This is a genomic window from Ruminiclostridium hungatei (assembly GCF_002051585.1).
In the GTDB taxonomy this organism is placed as follows: Bacteria; Bacillota; Clostridia; order Acetivibrionales; family DSM-1351; genus Ruminiclostridium; species Ruminiclostridium hungatei.
On the sequence record NZ_MZGX01000059.1, the window covers coordinates 1 to 2,035 of the forward strand.

At 38.8% G+C, this 2,035-nt stretch carries 3 protein-coding genes; all 3 read right to left on the reverse strand.

Annotation, left to right across the window (positions count from 1 at the left end; translation table 11 throughout):
• The coding region (locus CLHUN_RS21435) for a hypothetical protein (protein WP_133051136.1) at positions 1 to 363 on the reverse strand (363 nt) is incomplete at its 3' end.
• A gap of 82 nt (positions 364 to 445) precedes the next feature.
• Positions 446 to 997 (reverse strand): imm11 family protein, encoded by a 552-nt coding sequence (locus CLHUN_RS21440; protein ID WP_080066711.1) that lies wholly within the window; start codon positions 995 to 997, stop codon positions 446 to 448.
• 17 nt (positions 998 to 1,014) lie between these two features.
• The gene (locus CLHUN_RS21445) at positions 1,015 to 1,926 is read right to left on the reverse strand and encodes an AHH domain-containing protein (protein ID WP_080066712.1); all 912 of its coding nucleotides are present in this window, start codon (positions 1,924 to 1,926) and stop codon (positions 1,015 to 1,017) included.
• Positions 1,927 to 2,035 lie beyond the last annotated feature (109 nt).

A 2,035-nucleotide genomic window follows, 5' to 3' on the forward strand; every position in this document is an offset into this window, starting at 1 on the left:
TTTAGCCTTCAGCCAGACCTCAAACGCTTTTGCCAGATCTCCGTTAAAGTCTATATAGGTATATCCTGAGCCCACAACATTAAATACATTTTGTTTGAAATAGTCCTTTAAATCTGTATATGTATTATCGCCGCCCCCGTCAGGGCCTCCCTTTCCTTCAACAATCAAGCTGCCCGTATTATTGATATTGCCGTTCACAACCACACTGACTACATGGTTTCCCAAGGCTGTCAGCACAGAGGTTCCATTACTTGTATAAGCCTCTAATTCCGCTCCGGCCTCAACTATATACAATGAAGCATCTGAATATATTTCCTTCCCGTCTACCAAATACGAAATGTTATTTATAGCCGCCGCTTCCAAGGTAGGGCATACCACCTTATAAAGCTATTTATAGAAAAACCCCGAAGCTGTATTGCTACAGTCGGGTTTTTTGCATTAACAGCTATTCTTCTGAGTCCCACACTTCAACAAATTTAAAACCTTCAAGACCACTTTCAATAACCTTGTTTCTAAATTCATCAGATACAAAGACAGTTCCAAAAAGTTGATTTAATATTTTGAATATATGTTGATTCTTAATTTTTTCAACCACAAATGAATACTTCTTAACTCTTATTATTCTTTTTTCATCTCCATATTTTATTTCTGACTTTTCATAGTCAATAGCATCAATTCGATTAATTATATTAAGGATAAATAATTCTTGCAACTCATAATCAATCGGAAGTACTTCAGCATTGCCCTCTAGAAATCCTCTTAAACTCTCTATTGCCTTTTTTGTGAAAACAGGCTTTCCAGGGGATAGATAAGGCATATCTCCTCTTTTTAATTTTCCATCATGATTTATTAATTTGAGTTTTAGCGGTTCCCAACTGTCTTCTAACTTCCTAGTTTTAAACATATCCCCAAATTCAATCCAATCTTCATTTCCACCATTGGCCAATGTTAAATGTTCATAGTTATTAACATCTTCCTGTAATATCCATATTTTCATACTTTATACCCTCTTTCTCATAACCTATTTAGTTTTAGAGAGCCTTCTAGTAATTCTTCTCTTAAGCTATTCAAAACCTTCACAATATCATTTGCTGATTTGCAATCATAGTCAATTATAGCATTTGCAACATATCTTGCATACTCTGATGTGTGTGAACCACTATGCACGGTGGCACTTCCTGCATGTGGAAGGTCTTTTGCGTTTGGCAAAAATACACCGTTACTTGCCGAATTCAAGTCAACTCCATACCTCTCCATTATTGCCCTAGCTTCGTTCAATTCAGGGATATCCATACCTTCTGGTATAATATGATGAGCCTGATTTGGATATGGCGGGGTAGTTACTCCGGCATCCTTCAATTCTGCTCTCAGTATTTCAGACGGTAAACCTGAGAAATTCCCCGACACTTTGGTTTTGCTTGCAACCTTACTCAGGTAGAAATCAGCTATTTCATCAGCGGTCTTTCCTGAATATTTCCATATACCCTGAATAACTTCTCTATATGCTGGTCTTGCTGCTTCTGCAACATCATCAGCTTCTCTTATAGCATACGTTATTCCATTGCCAAGATCAACAACGGTTTCATCACCTATTGAAACAACCCTCTTAATTTGGTATGCAAGTTCATCAATAGAGTATTTTAAAGTATACCTGAGCTTGCTAATCGCCTCAGCCATAGCCTTCACAGCAGAATTTCCTGCAATAGTCGCTACCTCCGACAGCTTCACAGCCATTCTTGAGTCCTTTAAGGTTACCGCCAGCAGTCCAACCTCACCTATAAGTGCAATTGAGCCCATTCCTATGTTGAATGCCCTTTCCCACCAGGCGTATTGCCTTCCCGTGAGCAAATCATGCCCTACGATTCCTTCCGCTATGGCTTTTAAGCTCCTACCACAGGTACAAAATTCAAAAGCATGCTTGTACATTCCATCCAGACCTTATGTACATATTCTCCGAATACCTGGTCTATTACACTGCTGCTGTCTCTCAGGCTTGCACGCACAAACGTGTCGTCAATCAGATTTATTCCTTTTC

Bases quoted from the DNA above. Each gene is read 5' to 3' on its own strand.
- CLHUN_RS21445 (WP_080066712.1), bottom strand. From the start codon at position 1,926: ATGTACAAGCATGCTTTTGAATTTTGTACCTGTGGTAGGAGCTTAAAA.
- CLHUN_RS21440 (WP_080066711.1), bottom strand. From the start codon at position 997: ATGAAAATATGGATATTACAGGAAGATGTTAATAACTATGAACATTTA.